The organism is Geobacillus subterraneus (assembly GCF_001618685.1).
Taxonomy (GTDB): Bacteria; Bacillota; Bacilli; order Bacillales; family Anoxybacillaceae; genus Geobacillus; species Geobacillus subterraneus.
The window spans coordinates 142053-164147 of sequence record NZ_CP014342.1 but is presented as its reverse complement, the minus strand read 5'-3'; the positions used below and the strand labels follow the sequence as shown (position 1 = coordinate 164147).

Sequence of the window (22095 nt, the reverse complement as noted above, 5' to 3'; positions counted from 1 at the left end):
TGTCCACCATGGATGTTCAAATTTGTGAGATTTATGACAGTTCCTATTTGAATATAATAAGTGCCCTTTTCCAAGATCTTGACCTTCCCCAGCTCATCGATCGGCTGGTTCCGGTGGATCCCCAATGCCAAACCCGAACCAGCGATGCGGTCAAGCTGATCCTTCTGGATATCTTGAGCGGACGACAAGCACTCGTCCATTTGGAGCGATGGGCGCATGAGATCGATTTGTCGAAGCTGATCCGGCCGGGGCTGAAGCCTTCTTGGTTCAATGATGATGCGTTGGCTCGTCATCTCGACCGCCTGTATGAGGCGGATATTCACAAGGTGATCAGCACTTGCTTGATTCACATTTATCGGAAAGAAGGCCTTCCTCTCCAGGCCTTCCACGCCGATACGACGGACAAGACCGTTTACGGCGCGTATGAATCGGTCTCGTCAGAGGCCCTGCGGATCACGCATGGCTACAACCGGCATCATCGCTGGCAAAAACAGATCGGTTTCGGGCTGATCGGCAACGAGGATGGCATCCCGTTTTACGGCGATGTGCACGACGGCAACCTGCCGGACAAAACGTGGAATCCGGAGGTGCTGTCCCGTGTCCACGAACAGCTCAAACAAGCCAAGATTGAAGACGAATGGATTTACGTGGCCGATTCCGCCGCCATGACGAAAGACACTCTGGCGCAGACGAAAGCCGCCAACGCCTTTTTGATCACGAGAGGCCCATCGTCGCTCCGAATCGTCAAAGCTGCTCTGGCGGAAGCGGATGTCCAACCCGATCCAGCGTGGAGCGACTCCTTTTCGTTGGCCGAGAAAAACGGCGCGGCGTACCGGGTATGGGAAACGGCCTCGACGTATGAAGGCCACCCCGTTCGGCTGATCGTCGTCGAATCGAGCGCACTCGACCAGCGCAAAGGAAAAACGCTCGAAAAAGAGCGGGTCAAAGAAGCGGAGCTTCTTCGCGAGGAACAAGCCCGTTGGGAGCGTCACCCCTTCTCCTGCCGCGAAGACGCCGAACAAGCCTTGGCGTCCCTCAAGGCGTCCCTTCGCCCCCGGTTTCATCGGGTCAAGGCCGCGGTCGAAGAGATCGTGCGCCCGAAAAAACGGCGCGGCCGGCCGAAAAAAGGGGTGGAACCCGAGGTGGAGACGCTGTATCTTTTGCGCCTGGACGTCGAATTCCACCAACAGGCATGGGAACAGGCAAGACGGAAAGCGTCCCGGTTTGTCCTCGTCACGACCGTTCCGAAGGAATGGAAAGGCCGAACGATGGATGCTCGAGAAATCTTGAAGTTGTATAAAGGGCAAATCTCGGTGGAAATGAACTTCTCCTTTCTCAAAGATCCGTTCTTCACCGACGAGATTTACGTCAAAAAGCCAGAACGGGTGGCGGTGTTGGGCTATTTATTTCTCTTGGCCTTGGCGATTTACCGCGTCTTTCAGCGCCGGGTGCGTCAGTTCATCACACCAGAACGCCCGTTAAAGGGCGCCGGAGGCCGCAAGCTGACCCGACCGACCGGGCAAGCGATTTTTCAGTTGTTTGAGTATGTGAAAGTCGTCCTCCTCAAGCTGCCGGATGGACGCATCCAACGCGCGCTAGGAAAACCGCTCACCTACGAGCAGCGAAGGATTCTGCAAGGATTGGGAATGGATGAGAGCATTTACGTGTAACGTCATATGGAACGACTAGCGATGGTAAAAAAAGGATTGCCATCGCTTGTCGTGTTGGTCAAAAAGTTATTCTGAAAAACTAAATAAAAAATCCTTTGTTTTGACCTTGTTAGGGTGCGAAATGTGAGTTAGACTACGAACTCATTAAGCTCTTTCTTTCCTACATCGCCATTTACCCGGTCGCCACAACCGTCCTGCTCAACACCGGGTACGTCGGCGTCGTCTCGCAAGTGTTTCCAGGCTTTCCGCTCCGCCCGATCGTCCGTGTCATCAAAAACCCTGCGGGCGAGGAGCTGAAAAGCCCTTATGAGATTGACTTGCGAAAAGAAATGAACATCACCATTGTCAAGGCCATTTGACCCCCTTGCCGCCCACAGCAAAAACAGGCGAACGAACGCTTTGTCTCATTCGCCCTGCCGCACAAAAGCGGGTGCCCTCGACCCATCAAGAGGACACCCGCTTTCGCTTGAATGGCTGCCAAAGCGCCGCCGTTCGTTCTTCACTGCACGACATACCGCCGCAACCGGCCGGAAACCGCCGCCTTCCAAGCTTGAAACGCCGGTGACAACCGTCCGCAAACAATCCGCTCCTTTGCCGCTGCATCAGAAAACTGCCCGTCAAGTGCCGCGGCCGCGTCGAGCACATCGACAAACCGTTCAAGATGACGGACGAAATCGTTCTCCTCAGCGAACAGCTGCTCTAGATACACGTTCGTCTCGCCGATTTTCCCAAGCGCCAGCAACACATCCGAAAGCAGCACGTCCGCATGCATCCGCTGCGGGTCGGAAAAACTCGCCTCCACATAATCGAGCCCTTCTTCGATCGTCTCAAGCAGCGCCGCGTATTGGCGGATGATATTCAGCGCCGCGCTTGTCAATTCCGCCATCTGAAATCCCACCTATCGCCGTTTATCGTAAAACATCCCGTCAAACGAAAGCGGCTGCTCGTACGGGTGAACATAGCGGGCGTTCGCCTGCCGTTTCGCCCCCGCCATCCGCAAGTCGCCGCGAATCTCATCGCGCACTTGACGAAGCCGCGCCTCAATCTCCTGATTCCAGGCGACGATCTCGCAGCCAAGCCGCTGCTCTTCCTCACTGTATGGCGGCCGCAACTCCCGAAGCCACTCCCCACGCCGCCGAAGCAGCTCATCGACTTGCACAAGCCGCGCCTCGCGCTCCTCGGCTGGCCACGGCAGCGCGGTCGCTTCAAGCAGCTGCTTCGTCACCAACCAAACATCGTGCACCACGCCCATTACACCTGTCCGCCTTCCGCGTATTGCCGCTGCCGATTCAGCTGAATCACTTGCTTCCACGTATCGCGAAACTCCGTGACATACCCTTCCACCTCATCCAAAATCGCCGCATCGTGTTTCACATTCGCCTCAACCAAGCGGCGGTAGATGTAGTCATACATCATCATCATCGATTTCGCGACGTCATACTCCATCTTCAATGTCTTCATCAGTTCCAAAATGATGTTTTGCGCTTTAATCAAGTTCTCATTGCGCGCCGCCACATCGCCCGTCTCGATCGCCTGGCGCGCGAGTTTGATAAACTTCAAACAGCCGTTATACAACATGAGCGTCAGCTCACCGGGCGACGCTGTCTGCACGGCGTTCGTTTGATATTGTTGATACGGGTTGTTCGTTGCCATGTCTTTTCACTCCTTCACTCGTTATTGCCCGCCGCCGAAGAAGGCGTTCATTAAATACATGCTTTGCTGATTGGCGCGCTGAATCGCCTCTTCCATCGCTGTAAACTGCCGGTAGTAGCGGTCTTCGATCAATTTCAGCCGGTCCTCAAACCGGTCAATTTGGTCATTAATTTGGATGAGATCGCGCCCGATCGCAAACTGCTGGTTCGTCCAAATCGTCTTCCCCGCCTTTTGCTCAATCTTTCCGATCGTTTCTTTAATTGTATCACGCAAGCGGCGGGCAAGGCCTTTCTCGGCCTCATTCGTGCTATCTTGGTTAAACAGCTGATACACCGCTTCCGGGTTTTCTTTGATTTTCTCCCGCAGCTTCGTCTCGTCAATGATCAATTTCCCGCCATCAAGGTAGTTCGATGACGTCGTGATGCCAAGCTGCGCCAGCTGTGAAAACCCGCTCGGGATATTCGCCCCTTCCACTTTCGTGTACAAGTCCATCCGCATTTGGCTGAGGGCGCTCGACAAAATCGAATCGCCGCGAAGCATCCCGCTCCGCGCCTTTTCTTCCCACAGCTCCACTTGTTTTTCCGTCATCGCTTCTTTTTGCTCATCGGTGAGCGGCGGATAATCGCGGTAGCGCTCTTCTTTCAACTCGGCGTTGATTTTGGCGATCACTTCATTGTATTTATCGACAAACCCTTTTATCGCGTTCACCATCGCGTCGACATCGGTCGAAACCGACACCGTCGCTGTCCCCGTTCCCTTCACGGTATACGTCACGCCATTAATCGTAAACGTGTTCGACGAACGGGTCGTCGTCAAGCCGTTCAACGTCACTTGCGCGTCTTGCCCTGCTGTTTTTCCTGTCAAATCCTGCCCTGCCGCAGCTCCCGTAAACCCAAGCTTTTGCGCGAAAAAGTCAGCCGTCGTCTGATCAGCGAGCACCAAGCTCGCCTGCGCCCCCGTCTCTTTTTTCATGATCGAAATCCGCCCGGTTTGCTCATCGTAAAACGCGCTGACGCCAAGATCGGCATTGTTGTTGAGCTGGGCGATCAACCCGTCTAACGTCGTTCCTTGTTTTACCGTGATCGTCGCCTGCTTCGTGCTTCCATCCCCGTTCGTCACATTGATCGTCAACGTCGTATCAGCGGCAACGGAAAAACTCGCCTTGTCCACCCTCACCGCGGCATCGGACAGCCAGACGGCCGAGGTGGCCACTTGACTCACCTGAATCGTCGTCGCCACGTTCGCCGCGCTGGAGCTCGCGGTCGCCGTCACGGCCGCTTCATTCGAGCTTGAGACCGTTTTTTTGAGCATGCTGCTTTGGAGGGTGATGTTGGAAAACAGGTAATCATCCAGCCCTTGCAGCAGCGTGTTCATCGCCCGGTAATCATCGCGCTGCCACTCGAGCAGCTGCTTTTTTTGCTGGAGCTTATCCAGCGGCATCCGCTCTGCTTTCATCAAATCTTTGACGATTTGATCAATATCCATCCCGCTTGCCAAACCGCTAATGCGCATGTTGCTTGCCAAATTCACTCACCACCATTAAATTTTTTTATCGACAATCAACCCGACAAATTCCATCATCGCCGCGTACATATCCAACAGCTTCTTCGGCGGAATTTCGCGAATAACCTCATCCGTTCGCTCATCAATGATTTGTACGTAATATTCCTGCAGCTCGTCATGCAGCTCAAACTTTAACGACGTATGGCTTGGCTGAAGGAATTCGTTTAAGCCTTTCACTACTTCTTCTAGTTTTTCTTTTGGAATGTCTTGCGCTGTTGTTTCCGAATTGTTCGTATGATGTTGCTGCTGGGGTTCGATCATGCTGCTGGCTTTTTCATTGCGAATATTTTCATACAAATAAGAAAGTGAATGAGAAGAAACGCGCTCTACCGTCATTACGTCCGCTCCTTTGCATGAACACTATCTATGTTTTATATCGGATGGAGATGGGGAGTTGTGAAGGGGAAGAGAAAAATAAAAGCACTCCATATAAAAATCAGGGGATTATGATAATTTCATTTTAACAATAGGATGTCAAAAGGTTTAGAATGCAGTTTTGTAGGGAAAATCAAAAAACGAAAAACTCTTAAAAATTAAGGTTTACACTGATAATAAAAGCCTCACTCCCTAAATGAGCAAGGCTTATCTACAAGCATTTTTTTATTAATTAAGCATCCCTATTCCCTTCAAATGTTGCCAAGCTTTTGTAATATGCTTTTCTTTAAATATCTTCCGCTTTCGTTCGTTCCAGTTGTGAATTTCTTCAATAATGGAACGAACATCGTCTTTTATATCCGGATTTTCTTTCACAACCCAATGTACGGTCGAAAGCAATTCCAGCCCATATGGAGTTTCAAACCCTTGAATGACATTCCGCACTTTTTCTAAATGTTCATCAGCTTCGGAATCACCCTGCAAATACTGTTCAGCTTCTTGTACCGCATTCGGTAGCAAATAAATTTCCGCATCCCGATTGCGGTCTCCAAAACCTCGAATAAAATGACCGTCCAAACGCAGTAGCACATGATTTAAGTTGTCCGCATACGGACCGTATTTCCCTTTCTCAAATCGCAATCTCATTGGTTCGCCGACAACCTGAAGAAAATAAGCCAACTTCTGAACTTCCAGCAATGACAACTTATACCCCGGAATGGAATAATCATTCATTAACATTAGCAATAACGCTCGAGATCTTGTCATCTTTGGAGGTTTTGTACGTATTTTGATTTGATCAGGGTTAGGGCTCCCTGCAGGCTCATACAAATGCACTTCCACCTCTTTTAAATGCTTAAAAGCCGCTTCAATTTTAGGACGTACTTCATCCCATCTAAGCCCGCCATTTCCACAGCCAAGCGGCGGAAGCGCAATCGATTTTATATTAAGCTCCTTAACCACCTTTATCAAATCCGCCAACCCTAGTTCAATATCTTCCATCCGGGATTTATTTTTCCAATGGCGTTTTGTAGGAAAATTAATAATATATTTTGGGTTCAACAACGATTTAGTGGAAACGACATGCATTTTGCCTGGTTGCACTTCCTTGCGGCGGCAAGCCTTTTCATACTCTGAAAACATTTCCGGATAAGCTTGCTTAAATTGCAGTGCGATTCCTTTCCCCATCACACCGACACAATTTACTGTATTCACTAAAGCTTCTGCTTCATCTTCTAAGAGGTTACCTTGTTTTAGGATGATCATTGCGTCACCTCCTTCAGTAGTACCAATGCGGCCGGACAGCTATCGGTTTATGGCAATGACATTGGTACATAATCTCTTCAACTTTTTGCTTCATTTTATCATTTTTAACCCCGATGCCTAAAATCATATCAATAGGAACAAATTGATACACTAAAAACTCCGCTTGCCTTCTTCTTTCCCGATCGGGGTCCTCTTCCGTTTCAAACCAAAATTGAGAGTGCATGACGTTCCAGTCGATTTTGTCCAAATTCTTTAAATCGTTATAAAAATCAGTAAATTTCATAATGGCATGCCCATCCGTAAACACATAACCTAATCCTCTATGATGGATCACATCTGTCCTAGACACAAGATAAATAATCTCATCTTGTCCTTTTGTGTACCCGTCTACACGTCCTTTGTTAATAGCATATAACATCGGTGACCTAGGTGCAAAGTAAAAAGGAACATAATAATGCAAGGTGCCATAAGGAGGAAGCGGAACCAATGTGGTTAACCTTCTATCTTGTATACGTGTATGCGCAATATTGACATACGATACACTTTTCACCTTCGCCACGTTATTTGCCACTAATCCACCGTGACAAAGGATCGATGGAAGGTTGCTATAGTGGGTGATATGGTAGAGCCATTTTTTATAAATCATCACGTCAAACACCCTACTGTTTAGTTTTATATGTGGAAATAAAATATTTCATAAATGATCGATGGCGTACATTGCCCGACAGACAAATTATAAAACTAGTAAGCAAAACTGTCTTTATGGGTTTGCATTTTTTCTTACAATAAAATACAGTTCATAATTTTAGAAATATTTCATAATCTTCAACCTGAATTACAGCTCCTATTTCTTTTTGGTATACAAAGCCCGATGATGTATAAAAGTTTGTGTAAAGCATTTTGCTAGACCAAAAGAAAAAAGGTAGGGTATTCTCTGATTTAGCCATAACACATTCCAGAGAAAGGAGTACCCTATCTATTCAGAGATCCCTCTATCTATCTTACATTACACAAAATTCTTGACGGTACCTCCTTTTCGAATCGAAACCACCGCCGCCGCCAAATTGTCGATGCGCAGTTTTCTCGGGACGCCTCCGGCTTGGCGAAACAGCTGAGTGAGCCCGTAAAGAAAACATTCGCTGTTTTCCGCCGGCAATGGATACGCATACGCGGCGTTGCTGTACGGAAAGCTCAAAATCAGAATTGATCGGTCTTCCTCTTTTCCTTCCTTCGTCACAACGGACATGGTGCCGAAATCCACCTGCGCTTCCCCCGGAGGGTGTTCCAGCCTCTCGTAACGCCGTTCCTTCTCCAGCTTAAGCTGAGGTCTTCGTTTTTGAACGTAGGCGCAAACCGTTCGATAAGACCCTTTAAAGCCATGTTCCTGCTTTAATTGTTCGTACATCTTCTTGCTTGTCCGCCGTTGTTTTCTTGGCAGTTTGGCGTCCTCCTCCAGCCAGTCATCAATGATTTGACCGTATCCTTCTTCCTCCATCATTCCCCGTTTTCTCTTTATTTTTTGTCTGACCGAAATGTCTCCATCCGCATATTTCTTGACTGTTCTCCAGTTAAATCCCGTCCTGCGGACAATTTCGGAAAGCGATAACCCTTTCTTTTCACGCAAATGTTTGATATGATGAATTTCAGGCATTGCTAGCATCCTTTCTTTACCTCCACTGTTTTGTTCTTCACAACCTTAACAGTAGAGGGAATTTTAGGAGCTGGCAAGCCTTTTTTTATGCCATGAAGCTCTGCACTTTTTTGTTGCAGAACTCTGTACTTTCATTTTGCACTAAACATATGGGGCCATCCATGGCCTCGATGACGCGGTGGTGCTGCTGGCTTGGAAGGCGGATCAGCCGATGGCGCCGGAACATCTTCATTGCATCTTGAGCACCGACCGGGAACTCGGGGACGAAGACATCTTGCGTTACTACGCCCAGCGCTGGACGATCGAGTGCTTTTTCCGGCAGGCGAAAGATCAACTGAAGCTGGATGGATACCGCGTTCGCCACATTCGGGCGGTGAAACGGTATTGGGCGGTGGTGCTGTTGGCCTGCGTGTACAGCATCGCCGAATCCCGACAAAACCTCTCCACCGGGCTGGAGCTTCTTCGGTCGCGGAAAGACCACAGCGTCGTCGAGTTCATTTATGACGCTGCAAAGCAAGAGATTCCCATTGATGTGATCAAAAAACAGCTCCGTATCGCGTAAGGGGTGCCCTGTTTGTCTCTCTAACCATGGAAATTATTGTAATGAAAAATGCTCATCTACAGTATGCTATTTCCTTTGTGCGATCTGTAGATCCTGTATCTACAATAACCAGCTCATCGACAATATCTTTGACACTTTGCAGACAGCGGCTAAGATTCCGTTCTTCATTTTTTACAATCATGACTAACGCTAATGTTATCAAGGTTTCATCCCATAAACTTTAATAAATTCCTTTAACGCCTCTCGCCAATGCCTTAATTCCTTAAAGCCATTTAATCGTAGAGCCATATGATCTAATACAGAATACGGAGGGCGTTGAGCAGGTCTTGGATAATCTTTTGTTTTACATGGATTAACTACTATATTAACATTAGCCTCTTCGAAAATGGCTTTGGCAAATTCATACCAAGAGCAATGGCCTGAATTAGAAATATGGTAGACTCCATATTTTTCAGTCTGAATAAGTTGAAAAATGCAGCTAGCTAAATCAACTGCATAAGTTGGACATCCAATTTGATCATCAACGACAAACAATTCTTTTTGTTCTTGTGCAAGTTTTAACATTGTTTTCACAAAATTATTTCCATGTTTCCCGTAAACCCACGATGTTCGAATAATAAAAAATTTAGAGTGAAAGTCTCTTACAAAATGTTCACCAGCTAGTTTACTTCTTCCATATACGCTTATCGGATTCGTAACAGCAAACTCGTTATAAGGTACGTTTGCGGTGCCGTCAAACACATAATCGGTACTTATATAAACCAACTTAGCACCTATATGTTCTGACGCTACGACTATGTTTCTTGTTCCGTATGCATTCACTAAAAATGCTTGATCTGGTTTGGACTCTGCTGCATCTACCTTTGTATAGGCAGCAGTGTGAATAACAACATTAGGATGGATATGGTCAATAACACTTTTCACTTGCTGAAAATCCGTTATATCGAGTTCTGCTCGTCCATATCCATATACTTCATATTCCATGTCTTTTAACAATTTGACCATTTCTGTGCCTAATTGCCCTTTCGCACCAGTAACTAATATTTTTTGTTTACTCATTCTCTTTCACCATATTGCTTTTGATAATAAGCCATGTACTCTCCGGACTTAATGCGTTTCCACCAATCTTTATTATTGATATACCATTGAATCGTTTCCTCAATTCCCTTGTCAAACGTATATTGTGGTTTCCATCCGAGTTCTGTCATAATTTTTGTAGGATCGATTGCATAGCGACGGTCATGCCCTGGGCGATCGCTTACATATTTAATTAACGACTTTGAAACCCCAAGTTTTTCAACAATTAAATGGACTATTTCGTCATTTGTCCGCTCATTATGCCCGCCGATATTATATACTTCTCCGGGCTTTCCTTTATGAATAACTAAATCAATAGCGGTACAGTGGTCTTCAACATGAAGCCAATCACGAATATGTTGACCATCACCGTAAATAGGAAGCTCTTTTCCTTCTAATGCGTTTGTTATGATTAAAGGGATTAGCTTTTCAGGAAAATGGTATGGTCCATAGTTATTCGAGCAACGTGTAATATTCACATTTAATCCATATGTTTCACGATATGCCCTTACAAGCAAATCTGCACTAGCCTTACTTGCTGAGTAAGGGCTGTTTGGAGCAAGCGGCGTTTCTTCGGTAAAATACCCTGTATCTCCTAAACTGCCATACACTTCATCGGTAGAAATTTGAACATATTTTTGGATATTGTTCGCCTTCGCGACATCCAACAATACCTGAGTCCCCAATACATTTGTTTTAACAAAAATATTTGGGTCAGAAATACTGCGATCCACATGCGATTCAGCAGCGAAATTAACAATCACATCAATATGATGAAACTTTACAATATAATCAACGAGTTGATAGTTTCTAATATCACCTTTAATAAAGACATACTGTGGATTTTCTTGAATATCTTTCAAATTTTCCAAATTACCAGCATAAGTTAACAAGTCGTAATTAACGATTTTATATTCAGGATATTTATTCAACATATAATGCACAAAATTGCTACCGATAAAACCTGCTCCGCCAGTTACTAAAAGATTCATAGAGTTCTCTCCCACACAAAATTAATTTCTGCATCCGCTAACAATGGATGATTTGCATCTTTTTCCGAAAGAATAGGATCAGTTACTGGCCAATCAATCCCTAACGCCGGATCATTCCAAAGAATTCCCCGATCATGCTCAGGTGAATAATATTCGTCGACTTTATATTGAACTTCTGTGTTCTCTACCAATGTACAAAAACCGTGTGCGAATCCTTTAGGAACTAACAATTGTCGTTTATTGTCCGCACTCAAAATAAAGCCTTGCCATTTTCCAAACGTCGGTGAACCTTTCCGAATATCAACGATCACATCATAAATCGCACCGCGGGTAACACGAACAAGTTTTGTTTGGGCTTTTGGATTTAGTTGATAGTGCAATCCACGAATCGTTCCCGCTTTTACGGAAAGAGAATGGTTATCTTGCACAAATCGGAGATCGAAACCTAATTGACGAAATGTTTGTTCATTATAACTTTCCATAAAAAAACCACGCTCATCTTTATGTACGATAGGCTCAAATATAATCGCTCCATCCAATTCGGTTTGAATAATCCTCATATGGGTTCATCCTTCAATTATTTTCATATTCTTATTAAACAAGCTACCGAAATCGACATCTTTAGCAAGTTCATTGGCCCGCAAATAGGATGCATGCGTACCGGCATCCGTCCACCATCCGTCCAAAATATCATACGTCAGTTCATTTCGTTCAATGTAAGCATTATTCACATCCGTAATTTCTAACTCTCCTCGTGCGGACGGCTTTAACGTTTTAATAATGTCAAATACCTTAGCGTCATACATATAAATTCCTGTAACCGCATAACGGCTTTTCGGATTCTTTGGCTTTTCTTCAATACTCTTAATTCGATTACCTTCGAGTTCAGGAACGCCAAATCGTTCAGGGTCCTCAACTTCTTTAATTAAAATTTTCGCTCCTGCTGCCTGTTTTTTAAAGTTTTCAACATAAGGAACAATGCTGTCAGAAAATACATTATCCCCTAAAATAACCGTCATTAAATCATTACCAACAAACGCTTCACATAAACCTAATGCTTGCGCAATTCCACCCGCTTGATCCTGTACTTTATATGTAAACTCAACATCAAATTCAGAACCACTGCCTAAAAGATTCACAACATCCCCCATATGTTCACGACCAGTCACAATTAAAATGTCAGTAATATTAGCCTCTTTCAGTTTATAAATTGCATGGTAAATCATCGGATATTTGCCGACTGGCAACAAATGTTTATTCGTTACTTTAGTAAGAGGATAAAGGCGGGAGCCTGTCCCACCTGCGAGGATGATGCCTTTCATTTAAGTAATCCTCCTACAAATTATTTAAGAAATTAGTGAACTTACAATGTATCTAACAATATCTCTACTCATATCTTCCCAAAATGGAAGACTTAATACTCGTTTTGTAAGTTCATCAGTTACAGAAAGAGTAGAATGAGGACAATTTAAAAATTGTTTTTGCTGATGACAGGCAGGTGAAAAATATGAAACAGCCTGGATGCTTTTTTCTTCCAATTTTTTTAAATAATATGTATTAAATTCATCCTCAGGACAAAGAATGGAGAAAAACTGAAACGGTATTTTCCCTCTTGTTTTTTGAACTTGCCATCCTTGTTCCAATAAACCTACATTTGTTATTTCTTCTAAGTAAACATTATAAAGTTGTTCCCGTTTTAAAATTTTTTCTTTATACACATCAAGTGTAGCTAATCCAATCGCTGCAAAATACTCCGACATTTTTGCATTAATTCCTAATGTAATAGACTCTCTTTTACCATAATAACCAAAATTAGCAGCGGTTCTTATGTTTTTTATTAATTCTTCATCCTGGCTATAAACTAATCCACCTTCACCAATTCCAAAAGATTTTGTTGCATGAAAACTAAAAACTATGGCTCCCTTAAATCCTTGACCAATATGTTGTCCATTATAAGTCGTTCCGAAACAAGGAGCAGCATCTAAAACTACTGGTATTCCTGACTCATGCAACTTTTGATAGTATGAAAGATCTAAATAGTTACCAAACGTAGCATATGGCACAACAACAGCCACTTCATCCCCTAATTGATTTAAAACTTCTTCCAACTGCTCCTGATTCATAAACCAATCATCTTCATTTATATCAATAAAATAAGGCTCTAAACCACACCACATAGCGGCTAAGGGAGTCGCAGAAAATGTAAAGCTGGGCATAACCGCATATTTTCCTTTAGGGCGTTTCATTTCAGAAATAGCCAAAATTAGTCCTAATGTAGCATTACTAACAGTCGTTACTGCTCCTACATTATCGAAATATTCACTCAGTATCCTTTCTTCAAATTTATTATTTAATGGACCATAGTTAGTATAAATTTTCGATTTATCTATTTCTTGGATATATTTTTTATATGACTGAAATGTTACTAGATTAGGTTTCATAAAGGGTATTTTTTCCATACCAATTTATTCCCCACTGTTGTGTAAAATATAATTTCTTTTAAAAATCACTACACAAAAATTTTAATAACTGTAGATGAGCAAATTTGCTAACATAAATTTACAAACTAAACAAAAAAGGAGACATGAACCCGATTCCTTGGTTAGAATAGATGTGCTACCAACTACCCACAAGGAGGTTCATGTCTCATGAATAGATTAGCACATCATCAAGGAATCCACAAGTTTTTCATGACGCTGGGATTGGCGCTTTATTTCTCGAAGCCGGTCATCAAGCATCTCGTTCATCTTGTCGACGCCTTGACGACCAAGGGATGTTCGGGGACATTGACGGATGTCCGGTACTGGAGTTTTCATCCGAATCATCGAACCACGCTCAGCCACTTTTTCACGAAAAGCCCTTGGAACGAGGAAAAACTGCTTGAGAAGCTTCAGGAGTGGGTTCTTCGCCAGATCGAACGCCTGGCCAAACGGACGAATCAACCCCTGTTCCTTTCGATTGATGATACCATTTGCCAAAAAACGAAGCCTTCGTCACGGGCAACGCACGCCATTCAAGGGTGTGACTGGCATTTCTCTCACAGCGATCATCAATTGGTCTGGGGGCATTCGCTTGTTTGGCTGATGGTGCACACCTTCACGCAAGCGTTTCCGTTCGCCTTTCGTCTGTATGACAAGACATCGGGAAGAAGCAAAATCGACCTGGCGATCGAGATGCTTTCCTCGCTCAAGGGGAAGCGGGCTCAGCCGGTGTATGTGCTCGTGGATTCATGGTATCCGTCCCAAGCGCTCATCGAAGCCTGTCTGAAACAAGGATTCCATGTCATCGCCATGCTCAAGACGAACCGGATTCTCTACCCGAAAGGTATCGCCATCCAAGCGAAGGAGTTTGCCCGCTATATCGAGCCAAACGACACCCGCCTCGTCACGGTGGGGAACGAGCGCTATCGTGTCTACCGCTACGAAGGCGCGCTCAACGGTCTTGATGACGCGGTGGTGCTGCTGGCTTGGAAGGCGGATCAACCGATGACGCCGGATCATCTCCATGTCATATTGAGCACCGACCGGGAGCTGAGTGACGAAGACATCTTGCGTTACTATGCCCAGCGCTGGACGATCGAATGCTTTTTCCGGCAGGCAAAAGACCAGCTGAAGCTCGATGGGTACCGTGTTCGCCACGTTCGGGCGGTGAAACGGTATTGGGTCGTGGTGCTGTTAGCCTGCGTATACAGCATCGCGGAATCTCAACAAGACATCTCTTCCGGCCTGGAGCTTCTTCGGTCTCGGAAAGGGCACAGCGTCGTCGAGTTCATCTATGACGCCGCAAAGCAAGATATTCCCATTGATGTGATCAAAAAACAGCTCCATGTCGCCTAAGGGGTCCCCTGTTTGTCTCTTAGGGAATGGAAATTACTGTAATGAAAAATACTCATCTACAGTTAATAACATAAAAACTTAAGAAAAACTCTTTCGACTGGCTTAATTCCTCATTAATAAAATAACATTTATTTTATAGCTTTAACTGTATAGTGTATTGGCATTAAATCGCGTTTTTCTGTATCAAGAGAAGTAATTTCTACCTGAGTAAAATCTTTTAGCAGAACATTTAGTCCAAATTCCGTAAAACGCCAACAATCCGGTAACGGACCATGAATTCTAAAATTGAATGGTACACTCAAAAGTAAAATGCCAGAAGGTTTTAATAACCTATAAATTTCTTCTATTGCTTTAAATGGATTCAAAGTATGTTCTAAAACCTCTGTACAAACAATTATGTCAAAATATTCATTAGGTAAAAACTCATTATATTTTGTAATATCAGCTATATAAGTTGCTCCAGAGGAATCATCAATGTCAAGTGTTTCAACTAACGCTTTTTTAAAATACGCTTTAGCGCCTTCATGAATTTGCGGTGCTATATCTAATACACGTATTGTTGGTTTATCGTATTGAGCTGCACTTTCTTCTAAAAAACTTTTAATATTTTCCCTAATTAATTTATAGCAACTCTTGTCAAATTCACTAACAACTACATTTTCTATTTTCCTAAATTCCATACGTTTATACCCTTTCATCTGTTAATAGTTCAATCATATTGCAATCAAAAGTAGGTATTTTATGCCTATCAAAAACAGATTTTCTTTCAGCAAAACTATCATCTATGAAAATTGCATCTTCTGGATTTATAAAGTCTGCCTTTGATTGATCCTTTTTTATCCAAATAACTTCATCAAATATATCTGCTATTCTCCATTTACTCAAAACATCATTCAGATTGCTATTTGTTTTTGTAATTAAGATAATTTTGCATCCGTTGTTTAAACATTGAAACAAAAAACTTATTAATTGTATATTAAGTTTATCATTTATAATAATTGTATCATCTAAATCTACATATACTTTATTAAAATTAATATTATGTTTATATCTATTAACTAACGCTCTATCAACTTCTACTTGATATTCATTTTTCAAAATTTTTAGGTCTACTCGTTCCTCTTCATAGATACTTAGTAACGGAAAATTAATCCCTAACACTCTATGTGTACACATCGTTCCACTAATCCTTGGAGCAATTTCGAGTAATTTGAATACTCCCATACTATCCAATTTGAGCTGGAAAAACCAAGCACCATAAATATCTAACTCTTTACAAATAATGTTTGCATATTCACGAAACTTTTTGTTAAGTTCTTCACTAACTGGTTTGCTATTCATTGATATGCCACTTTTTGTTCTAACTCTCTCTCTTCCACTACAGAATAATAGTCCTTTCTCCCTATCCGTAAAACAATCTACAGTGTATTCTTTACCACTTAAATATTCTAAAACCACAAGATCAGGTATTTTCTCTAACAAAAGCTGCAAACTCTTTTTATCATTAACTTTTTGTGCATCCTTGGCACCCTGTCCTTTATCTGGCTTAACAAACACTGGATAATTCTCGATTTCATCTATATTTTTATACATTTTAGGAACCGGTAATAACTTTGCGAACCTTTTATATGTTTTGGTTTTAGATCTACATATTAAGCAAGTCTCAAGTGGAGATGAGATTATCTTAGTTTTGATCTTGTCTTTATTTAGAGCTAACGCCACAATTACATCATCATGAGCTGGATAAATATAATCTACTTGATGCTCCAATATAATTTTGTTTAAAGTAGATATCCAATCACTATTGCTATTAACGTCAGGAACAATAAAATGATTATAATAAACATATGGTGCATGATTAGGAATTTCACTACCAGCAGAGAAAAGCATTATATCTTTACAATCTTTTAAGGCTCTCCAAATCTCTAAACCAATCTCAGTAGCTCCTGGAAATACAAGAACATTTTTTCGACTCATACCCCAATACCTTCCAATTTTTTAATGGACAAAATTCAATTATGTAGTAATATATAGGCTTTGATTCATGGAATGTTAATTCACTATTTCAATAATAGCGTAACCGATAACAAACAAATAATTTATTACTTTTATAAAGAAATTTAGCAAACATATTAATATAACTTTTGTAAAACCCAACGAGTAGAATTCTTTAATTTATCATATATAATGGACATAATAAACAGAAAGATAACCATATCTACTTCTCTCTGATTAACGTTTTATTCGTATGAATGGGCACTCAAGACATTCCCAATGTGATGGTATTGTTTGATTAGAAAAGCGATCAGCCGATGACCACGGAACATTTGCGCTGTTTTTAGAGTAACAGACACGGTACTCAGCGATAAAGAAATCCTAGACGATTACGCTAAACGTTGGTAGATGAAAAGTTATTTTTGGTAAACGAAAGGAACGTTGGGCCTGAACCGATATCAAATTCACCACTAACGAGACGTCAAACGATATTGGATCATCGTTCAGTTTACCTATGCCTATCGCATAATGAAGCATTTCAGTGATTTTTTGAAAGGCATGGCCAAGGCAAGATCCAGAAAAATTCATCACCTCATTAAATTTATTTATCATGAGACCCAACAAGGAATGTCACTAGACTCCATTCAAAAACAGATCCAAGTGGCATAAGAGTACCTTTATTCATTATGGTAAATAATGAAATTCGCTCATCTACAGTAATTATTGAAATATCATTTAAAAGTATATTGCTTTTTATAAAAAGAAGCTACATTTCGGACATATACATCGTAACTATACAAGTCTTTTACAATATCTAATTGTTGTTCATGATATTTCTTAAATTCCCTTTTATTATCTAAATTTTCTATATCTCTACATATTTTATTTAATAAATCAATATAATCTTGATAAACGGTTTTCAGATATTTAAACTCACTCGTAAAAAAGCTTGAATTATATACGGCAAAACTTATGCCTCCACTAAATACAGTTTCAACAAAATATCCATCTAATCCTTCACCAAAAGTTAAAGCCCATTTTGCTCGCGAAATAATATCCTTATATTCCTCATATTTTAAATTTTTTATTATAACTATTTCTAATGAAGGAAACCTTTTTTTGATTCTATTCAGTATCTCTTCTTTTAAAGGATGCGGATCTGGAGAGACAACCATTAAGTTTTCTTTATCCTCGTAGTTCTTAAATTTATACTGTTCTTGACTTACCCAAACTGATAAATAATGTAAAGGTATTCCGAATTTTTCCCTATATTCTCTAGTTGAATACTGTCTATGTGCAGTTGTACAAGTAACATCCCTTGTATAATCAAAAAGTTTAGCAATTGTATTTCTAGAAGGGGCTAAATCAATATTTTGTATTAATAAATTAATTTGTAATTCCGAAATTTGTTTTAGCGTCTTCTTATCATAATCTGAAATATTATCTAAGAAAAAGTCAGTATAACATTCAGGAATATGAATTATACACTTTTCAAGTTGTTTAAAATAACTCATAACTAGTTCAAACGGATAGATAGGTACGTCATTTTTGAAATTTGTATTTTTTAGTAAAATCGTATCATTAGGCAGTGTGCACATAATCGTTTCACAATTGTGAATGTGCTTTAATTTTTTAGTTTCCTCGTATATTGAATAAATGGATAATATTCCACCTGTTATTCCGTCTTCTCCTGGCACAAAAAAGATGATTAAATTTTTTTCCTTTGGATCATACGTATTCTTTAGTGTTTCAAGAGCTACAGATATCTTAGGTTGAACAAATTTATTATATTCTTCTTCCATTAGTAAATGATAATTTTGCAATTCACTAATTATGTCTAAATCATTTGAATTTATTATTTTATTTGCAATTGTTTTTGTATAATTGAACCAATGCTTTAACGTTAATTCATAGTTTCTATCTTTTTGCAATAAGCCTTTTTTTCTAGATTCCATAATCATATGCGCATAATCTATTGTTCCATTTAACAACATTTCAGCTGACTGAAGCTGTTGATTGTCGTGGATTCTAAAATAACTTAGTGTTTCACTAATATAAACTGCTTTTCCTTTAAATAAAAGGTTAAACCATGATGCTAAGTCTACATTACATAAATATTTTCTTCCACCAAAAGTACCGAACGGCTCATCCAAATCACGCTTTCTAAACAATACAGTAGTGGGTTCACCAATACAATTTATTAACGTTTTTAATATATATTCCCCTAATACTTTCCCATCTATAATAGCGTCCGTTTCAAAAAGCCTTTTAGTACTCGTAAAATCTTTCAATAAATTCCCATTTCCATCTATCAATTGCCTATGAGATGTAACTAACGTTATTTCATTTTTTTGATCATTAAGGTAGTAGTTCATCATCTTTTCAATTTTTTGAGGATGGAATAAATCATCATCCATTAAATAGTTAATATATTCTCCATTGGCAAGGTTAAATAACTTAATATCATTTTCAAATTGTCCCAATCTAGTTGGATTTTTGATATAAGTTAAATTATTATATTTAGCAGTATATTTTTTGACTAACTTTTCTGTTTCATCATTCGTGCTATCATCACATACAATAACTTCAATATTTTCATATGTTTGATTTAAAGCGCTTTGTAAAGCAAGCTCAAAATAATGCGGACGATTGTAAGTAGGAATTAGTATGCTTACAAGGGGAAGAAATGTCTTGTTTAATCTCTGAACATTTTCCCCATAAACATCAACAAATTTTTTTCGATCATTATCAAATCCGTTTTCCGCACTCGCTATACCGCAGTCATGAACACACCATGGCACGTTTTGGCGCACAACCCCTACATCGTAACCCGCTAATAAAAATTCTTGACACTCGGAGAGATCATAAAAATGCCAACCCGTAAACAAATCTTCTCGCCATGGGATATCGTATTGAGTAATCATGATTAACCCGTTGATAGCTTGAACGGGTTCATATTCTAGTTCTGTTTCCTTAAAACTTAATAACTTCATTTCTCCAGTATGACTGTCATAAACCTTTCCAAATCGTTGCGTGCTCTCCCACCAAATTCCATTTCTCGGAATTGTTTTCGCTCCAACTACTCCAATCATCCCTAATTTAGGATACTTTTCAAAAAGAGCAATAATATCATATAAGAAATTTTTGTTAACTATGAACACATCTTGATGCAAATACACTTTATACTTTGCATCTATCCTTTTCATTGCTTCATTATATCCGGACGTGATGCTTTTCGCTCCTTCAATAGAAATAATTTCAATTTCATATCCTTCCGGAACATGAAGCGATCCGACGTAACGGACAGATTCTTCATACATTTGCCTGTTATTCACACAATAAATAAAGGCGACTTTTTTGTCATTCATGACGAAGACTCTCCTCTTTTGCAATTTCGAGTAGTTGTAACACTTCCTTATCCGGATGCCGAATTTTTTCCAAAAATACTTTGGCTAATCCGTACTCTCCGTAAGTAAGAAGCACATAACCTAGATTGTATAACGTATCTATGTTCTCTGGTTCTTGCACATAAGCAAGTTGTAAATACGGCAATACCTGTTCATGCAGTCCTTGTTCGAAACAAGTGATCGCAATTGCTTGAAGTACTTTTACTTTATGAATAATGCTTGTCTCAATAACTTCCTTGATGAGTTGCTCATTAATTTCGCCACGAGCCAACTGATTAACAAGCGATTGCTTTGTCTCTTCAACGTCAATATCAAATTCGAGGCGGCGCAACAAAAAGGCAAGTTGTTGTGCTTTTTTCAACGATTGTTCATTGATCTCCTCAAACAGTTTTTTCACTTCGCCATCCGGTTGACGAATCAATGATAAATAGTGATTCGCTAGCTCTTTTTCGCCATAGGAGTTCAACACAAATGCTAGATTGTATAACGTATCTGTATCATCTGAACACAACTCGAACGCCGCTTGCAAGTACGGCAAAACATGTTCGTGATTGCCTTGTGCAAAATTTTCAATCGCCAGTTCATTCAGCAGTTCGACTGCTTCGTTCATATTCCTTATTGTAGCGACAACTTCAGTGATAGAAATATCATTTAACTGCTCCAAGATTTGGTGACGATCTTTTTTAGAAACAAAATCCCCAATGAGTTCCCTTATATTTGTTTTTTGTTTATTGGCACATACGAGAAACGATTTTGCAGCAAGTAAAAATTGCACTTTTTCTCCGTACAATACTTTTAAATGATCAACTAACCGATGTTTCATGTCATTTTCCGGAGAAAGTAAACCTGTAATAGACATGGATAATGAATGCGACTTAAACAAATCCTCTAATTGGCCTAAACTATAAAAATCCCCACCCGTAAAAGGATTTCGTCCAACAATCAATTGTTCAAGCAACTGAACGTATCCGGTATTTTGTACATGTGCCAAAAACTGTCCATCCTGTTTTAAATGTTCAACAACGAAACAAAGTAAATGATCATCTAACGGGATCGTGCGGCTACTATATAAAATAAGATCAAACATCTGTTTTTTTATTTGAGTATCGTCTAAATCGCAAGCTACATATGCATATCGCTGTGCTTCTTTGATAGCAAATGCATTTTGTTCTACGCCATACAGCGCTGCTTGAGGATATTCATGTTTTATTTTTAACAACGTTGCCCCTGCCCCACAGCCGATGTGTAACACATTGATAGCACGGTGATGATCCATCCCAACTCGACTCAACATCTCCAAATCGATAGTGTACGCATCAATATCAACACCCCATTTCTTTTCAAACTTCTTTTGATTTTCTCGCAACAACTTCGAATAACCGCTACTGTCGTCTTTCCATGATACACTACCGTAATGGTGGACAAACGTATCGTTACAAAGCATTAAGCGATAACCGGCCTGTCGCAAACGAACAGAATAATCGTCATCTTCAAAGTTTCCTGGGGTAAAGCGCTCGTCCAACAACCCGACTTTCTCTATTGCCTCTTTTTTAATGAGCAAACAGAATCCAATTAACTTTAATCGTTCTTCCCATTTATTTGGATCTAAAACATTATGTTGGGAAGCAAACTCATGCATTTCATCGATCGACGTATAACGAACGGGAATGGTTGAATAATAAGCCGCAGAATTTGTAACTGGCCCGACCGCTCCAATATCATCAGCGCTGTATAAACAAGCTAACAAATGATCAAGCCAATGTTTTGTCACAACCACATCGTTATTTAGTAAAAGAATGTTTTCCCCTTCTGCAATCTGTATTCCCTGGTTGCATCCTTTAGGGAAACCAACATTTTTAGCATTAAAAATTGTTCGTATATCTTTTTGTGACTGCAACCATTCCACCGTTCCGTCCGTAGAACGGTTATCAACAACGATAATTTCGTACGTACCTTCTCTTGTATATTGGCGAATGCTTTCTATACATTGTTTTGTATAGTCTAGCTTATTGTGAGTTAGTATAACGATACTTGTTTTCATTGTCCTCTTC

The 22095-nt window shown here is 41.0% G+C and carries 18 protein-coding genes and 3 pseudogenes; 3 read left to right on the top strand and 18 right to left on the bottom strand.

The features are described 5' to 3' along the window. The first annotated feature begins 8 nt into the window (after positions 1 to 8). Positions 9 to 1670, top strand: a complete 1662-nt coding sequence (locus GS3922_RS00695; protein ID WP_015374838.1) for an IS1634 family transposase — start codon at positions 9 to 11, stop codon at positions 1668 to 1670. Positions 1671 to 2169: 499 nt separating this feature from the next. Here the strand turns inward: GS3922_RS00695 and GS3922_RS00690 are convergent, their stop codons facing one another. The 8 genes and pseudogenes from GS3922_RS00690 to GS3922_RS00655 form a co-directional block, all read right to left on the bottom strand. Continuing rightward, a complete protein-coding gene (locus GS3922_RS00690; protein WP_063164752.1) occupies positions 2170 to 2556 on the bottom strand; it encodes a DUF8042 domain-containing protein in 387 nt (128 codons plus the stop codon). A 12-nt stretch (positions 2557 to 2568) separates the two neighbouring features. Further along, positions 2569 to 2922 carry a flagellar protein FliT gene (gene fliT, locus GS3922_RS00685; protein WP_063164751.1) on the bottom strand — a complete coding sequence of 118 codons (354 nt, stop codon included), beginning with the start codon at positions 2920 to 2922 and terminating at the stop codon, positions 2569 to 2571. After that, a complete protein-coding gene (gene fliS / locus GS3922_RS00680; RefSeq protein WP_063164750.1) occupies positions 2922 to 3323 on the bottom strand; it encodes a flagellar export chaperone FliS in 402 nt (133 codons plus the stop codon). The genes fliT and fliS overlap by 1 nt, the downstream gene beginning before the upstream one ends. 21 nt (positions 3324 to 3344) lie before the next feature. Further along, complete coding sequence (locus tag GS3922_RS00675; RefSeq protein WP_063164749.1) at positions 3345 to 4847, bottom strand: flagellar hook-associated protein 2; 1503 nt, start codon at positions 4845 to 4847, stop codon at positions 3345 to 3347. Positions 4848 to 4862: 15 nt separating this feature from the next. Next, the gene (gene flaG, locus GS3922_RS00670; RefSeq protein WP_050367809.1) at positions 4863 to 5222 is read right to left on the bottom strand and encodes a flagellar protein FlaG; all 360 of its coding nucleotides are present in this window, start codon (positions 5220 to 5222) and stop codon (positions 4863 to 4865) included. A 267-nt stretch (positions 5223 to 5489) separates the two neighbouring features. After that, positions 5490 to 6524: a type II toxin-antitoxin system antitoxin DNA ADP-ribosyl glycohydrolase DarG gene (gene darG / locus GS3922_RS00665; RefSeq protein WP_011232587.1), complete on the bottom strand. Its 1035-nt coding sequence runs from the start codon at positions 6522 to 6524 to the stop codon at positions 5490 to 5492. A gap of 13 nt (positions 6525 to 6537) precedes the next feature. Next, positions 6538 to 7170, bottom strand: coding sequence for a type II toxin-antitoxin system toxin DNA ADP-ribosyl transferase DarT (gene darT / locus GS3922_RS00660; protein WP_063164748.1), 633 nt, complete (start codon positions 7168 to 7170; stop codon positions 6538 to 6540). A gap of 381 nt (positions 7171 to 7551) precedes the next feature. Then, positions 7552 to 8184 (bottom strand): annotated as a pseudogene (locus GS3922_RS00655) (transposase); the annotation flags it as partial. Positions 8185 to 8326: 142 nt separating this feature from the next. Between GS3922_RS00655 and GS3922_RS00650 the strand changes: the two are divergent. Then, a pseudogene (locus GS3922_RS00650) lies at positions 8327 to 8737 on the top strand (transposase); the annotation flags it as partial. Between the two features lie 64 nt (positions 8738 to 8801). Here GS3922_RS00650 and GS3922_RS16950 read toward each other — a convergent pair. The 6 genes and pseudogenes from GS3922_RS16950 to GS3922_RS00625 form a co-directional block, all read right to left on the bottom strand. After that, positions 8802 to 8918, bottom strand: a pseudogene (locus GS3922_RS16950) (glycosyltransferase); the annotation flags it as partial. Between the two features lie 17 nt (positions 8919 to 8935). After that, on the bottom strand, positions 8936 to 9796 hold the full coding sequence (rfbD, locus tag GS3922_RS00645; RefSeq protein WP_063164747.1) for a dTDP-4-dehydrorhamnose reductase: 861 nt from the start codon (positions 9794 to 9796) through the stop codon (positions 8936 to 8938). Beyond that, positions 9793 to 10806, bottom strand: coding sequence for a dTDP-glucose 4,6-dehydratase (gene rfbB, locus GS3922_RS00640; RefSeq protein ID WP_063164746.1), 1014 nt, complete (start codon positions 10804 to 10806; stop codon positions 9793 to 9795). The genes rfbD and rfbB overlap by 4 nt, the downstream gene beginning before the upstream one ends. Further along, positions 10803 to 11366, bottom strand: coding sequence for a dTDP-4-dehydrorhamnose 3,5-epimerase (gene rfbC / locus GS3922_RS00635; RefSeq protein WP_063164745.1), 564 nt, complete (start codon positions 11364 to 11366; stop codon positions 10803 to 10805). The genes rfbB and rfbC overlap by 4 nt, the downstream gene beginning before the upstream one ends. Before the next feature lie 6 nt (positions 11367 to 11372). Next, positions 11373 to 12128: a sugar phosphate nucleotidyltransferase gene (locus GS3922_RS00630; protein ID WP_063164744.1), complete on the bottom strand. Its 756-nt coding sequence runs from the start codon at positions 12126 to 12128 to the stop codon at positions 11373 to 11375. A 24-nt stretch (positions 12129 to 12152) separates the two neighbouring features. Beyond that, positions 12153 to 13265, bottom strand: coding sequence for an aminotransferase class I/II-fold pyridoxal phosphate-dependent enzyme (locus GS3922_RS00625; protein ID WP_063164743.1), 1113 nt, complete (start codon positions 13263 to 13265; stop codon positions 12153 to 12155). A 189-nt stretch (positions 13266 to 13454) separates the two neighbouring features. Here GS3922_RS00625 and GS3922_RS00620 point away from each other — a divergent pair, with 189 nt between their 5' ends. Continuing rightward, complete coding sequence (locus GS3922_RS00620; protein ID WP_063164742.1) at positions 13455 to 14642, top strand: IS701 family transposase; 1188 nt, start codon at positions 13455 to 13457, stop codon at positions 14640 to 14642. Positions 14643 to 14770: 128 nt separating this feature from the next. On the opposite strand, the gene GS3922_RS00615 is transcribed toward GS3922_RS00620, so the two are convergent. From GS3922_RS00615 to GS3922_RS00600, 4 genes are all read right to left on the bottom strand, one after another. Next, a complete protein-coding gene (locus GS3922_RS00615) occupies positions 14771 to 15322 on the bottom strand; it encodes a class I SAM-dependent methyltransferase (protein ID WP_063857325.1) in 552 nt (183 codons plus the stop codon). 4 nt (positions 15323 to 15326) lie between these two features. Then, the gene (locus tag GS3922_RS00610; protein ID WP_063164740.1) at positions 15327 to 16619 is read right to left on the bottom strand and encodes an ATP-grasp domain-containing protein; all 1293 of its coding nucleotides are present in this window, start codon (positions 16617 to 16619) and stop codon (positions 15327 to 15329) included. 749 nt (positions 16620 to 17368) lie between these two features. Next, complete coding sequence (locus GS3922_RS18010; RefSeq protein ID WP_063164739.1) at positions 17369 to 20005, bottom strand: glycosyltransferase; 2637 nt, start codon at positions 20003 to 20005, stop codon at positions 17369 to 17371. Further along, positions 19998 to 22085 carry a glycosyltransferase gene (locus GS3922_RS00600; RefSeq protein WP_063164738.1) on the bottom strand — a complete coding sequence of 696 codons (2088 nt, stop codon included), beginning with the start codon at positions 22083 to 22085 and terminating at the stop codon, positions 19998 to 20000. Before GS3922_RS00600 ends, GS3922_RS18010 begins: the two co-directional genes overlap by 8 nt. Positions 22086 to 22095: the final 10 nt, after the last annotated feature.